The organism is Arsenophonus sp. ENCA, assembly GCF_002287155.1.
Lineage (GTDB): Bacteria > Pseudomonadota > Gammaproteobacteria > Enterobacterales > Enterobacteriaceae > Arsenophonus > Arsenophonus nilaparvatae.
This window is the reverse complement of the sequence record NZ_NHNG01000692.1, coordinates 1-2,307: the sequence shown is the minus strand read 5'-3', so window position 1 is coordinate 2,307 and position 2,307 is coordinate 1. Positions and strand designations below refer to the sequence as shown.

Annotated in this window: 4 protein-coding genes; 2 read left to right on the top strand and 2 right to left on the bottom strand. The window is 38.3% G+C overall.

The annotated features are described in order from the left end of the window. The coding region (locus CBG25_RS18245; protein WP_290603799.1) for a transposase at positions 1-263 on the top strand (263 nt) is incomplete at its 5' end. Positions 264-492: 229 nt separating this feature from the next. Further along, entirely contained in the window at positions 493-870 is a 378-nt protein-coding gene (locus CBG25_RS18240; RefSeq protein WP_290608436.1) for a hypothetical protein, read from the top strand. A 308-nt stretch (positions 871-1,178) separates the two neighbouring features. Here CBG25_RS18240 and CBG25_RS18235 read toward each other — a convergent pair whose 3' ends face one another. Both CBG25_RS18235 and CBG25_RS18230 read right to left on the bottom strand, forming a co-directional pair. Then, positions 1,179-1,895, bottom strand: coding sequence for a class I SAM-dependent methyltransferase (locus tag CBG25_RS18235; RefSeq protein WP_290608434.1), 717 nt, complete (start codon positions 1,893-1,895; stop codon positions 1,179-1,181). 149 nt (positions 1,896-2,044) lie between these two features. Continuing rightward, on the bottom strand, positions 2,045-2,307 hold a 263-nt coding region (locus CBG25_RS18230; RefSeq protein ID WP_290603799.1), incomplete at its 5' end, for a transposase.

Sequence of the window (2,307 nt, the reverse complement as noted above, 5' to 3'; positions counted from 1 at the left end):
AGGCAAACGGCTATAGGAGCCAGATTCAGCGTAAAGGCCATCGAAACAAACCGTTGTCCAAGACTCAGCAAGGGCGAAACCACAGGATTGCAAAGACTAGGGCACGGGTTGAACATGCATTTGCGGCGATGGAACAAATGGGTAGAAAACTGATCCGCACCATTGGACAGGTGCGCGCTAATTTTGCCATGACGATGATGGCAGCATGTTACAACCTAAAGCGGTTGGCGTACTTCCAGAGCGCGTGCATCGTGGCTTTCTGACGCCCAGAATGGGTCAAATGGCCCTAGCCAGGGCAATGTGCGATAGAATCAGTAACGTGATAATCAAAAAAAATCTAATTATTTAGAATGAAAGCCAAGGGTTAATTGAAAATCTTGAGTTTTTCGAGGTGCCCTATATAAGTAACAAAATTTCAGATTAATATACTATGATAAATATTGCTATTTAATTTATAATCGATAGTGAATTTCACAAAAATAAAGCTTAAAAATGAATAGATTAAAATTAACGATCGCTCTTTCTTCCTGTTTATTATTAGCTGCTTGTGATAAGCAAACAGAAACAACTATGTCAGATAATGAAAATAAACCAATCCCATTAGCAATTAAAATGATGGGAAATAGTTTCCAGGCTGATGTTAGTAATGTTGTTATTACTCAACGTACTAATCGTGTTGAATCTCCTGATTCAGTGGAAGTGAGCATTGTAGAGTCTGGCCTTTTAGATGATTCTGTCGAAGCAATCAAAACCATTTTTACTTTTATCCTTAAAGATGACAAATGGATCTTAGAAAAACCTCAAGATGTATTAATTAAATGCTATGAAGGTAGAGGACATAAAGATTTTTCACCCGAAACATGTGGCTAATTTACAGTTACATCTAAGCCAAAATAAGATAAATCGCATAAAGTACCGTAATCTATTACGGTACTCTATAGGACGCGATTAACAGAAAAAATAAATAAAATTGATGTTTATGGCAACAGCTAGTAAATGGCAATATTTTAACCCTGGTTAATGTTATCTATTTTATTTGCTCAATATGACAAGGAGAATAGGTCATAAGTATTTTTACAATAAAATTCAATATTAAATTATCGCCATTTTGTTAATATAAACAGTCTCCAGTTTTCATTTATTAGTACATTATGCCAATAAAATTTTATTTCGCTAATTTAGCAGAAATCACATAATCTGCCCCATGTTTTAAGCTTCCTTGTTGAGCAATACATACCAGTGCCTGTTGTTCTAATTGGATTAATATGCTCAAACATAGTCATCGATAATTGTCGATCAACAAGCCTACTGATCCTCTGGCGACACATTTCCATTTGACCTATCAACCAATTGTGGCCGTAATTAATTGGATAATGTTTTAGATCTACTATTTCAAATCCCATTTGTTGTAAATGATAGATCACCCAATCAGCTGGATATTCTCGATACGGACGTTCACCAGCAAGTAATAAACACGCGTCACGTAAACGGCCAATACTTACCACAAGATGCCCCGCTCGACAACTTGCATTGTAAGGCACGTAAGGCTCTAAGCCAGTAAAATATAACCGATTAAGGGTTAATGATTTTAAACGGTACAATAAAGGTATTTGCCAGTAAGGCACAAAACCGTCTACCGCACCTAATAAATAGTCAGCAATAACGGTATCAAATCGCTCATTAACCATAAAATCACTATCAGCCCAATTACCTAATAAAAGACGATCCTGAGGTCTTTGCTTAGCTGAAATAATTTGCTGAATATCAGCTTTCATATTAATTGCACAAGTTACTGCGGTCCAACTTTCACTCTTAAGCTGGCTTATCCAGCTTAGTGAATTAATGCCTGTACCCGCATCTAATACTTTGCCCCAAGGATTATTGCCTTGGATCATTTCAATATGACTAAAGGGCACCTCGAAAAACTCAAGATTTTCAATTAACCCTTGGCTTTCATTCTAAATAATTAGATTTTTTTTGATTATCACGTTACTGATTCTATCGCACATTGCCCTGGCTAGGGCCATTTGACCCATTCTGGGCGTCAGAAAGCCACGATGCACGCGCTCTGGAAGTACGCCAACCGCTTTAGGTTGTAACATGCTGCCATCATCGTCATGGCAAAATTAGCGCGCACCTGTCCAATGGTGCGGATCAGTTTTCTACCCATTTGTTCCATCGCCGCAAATGCATGTTCAACCCGTGCCCTAGTCTTTGCAATCCTGTGGTTTCGCCCTTGCTGAGTCTTGGACAACGGTTTGTTTCGATGGCCTTTACGCTGAATCTGGCTCCTATAGCCGTTTGCCT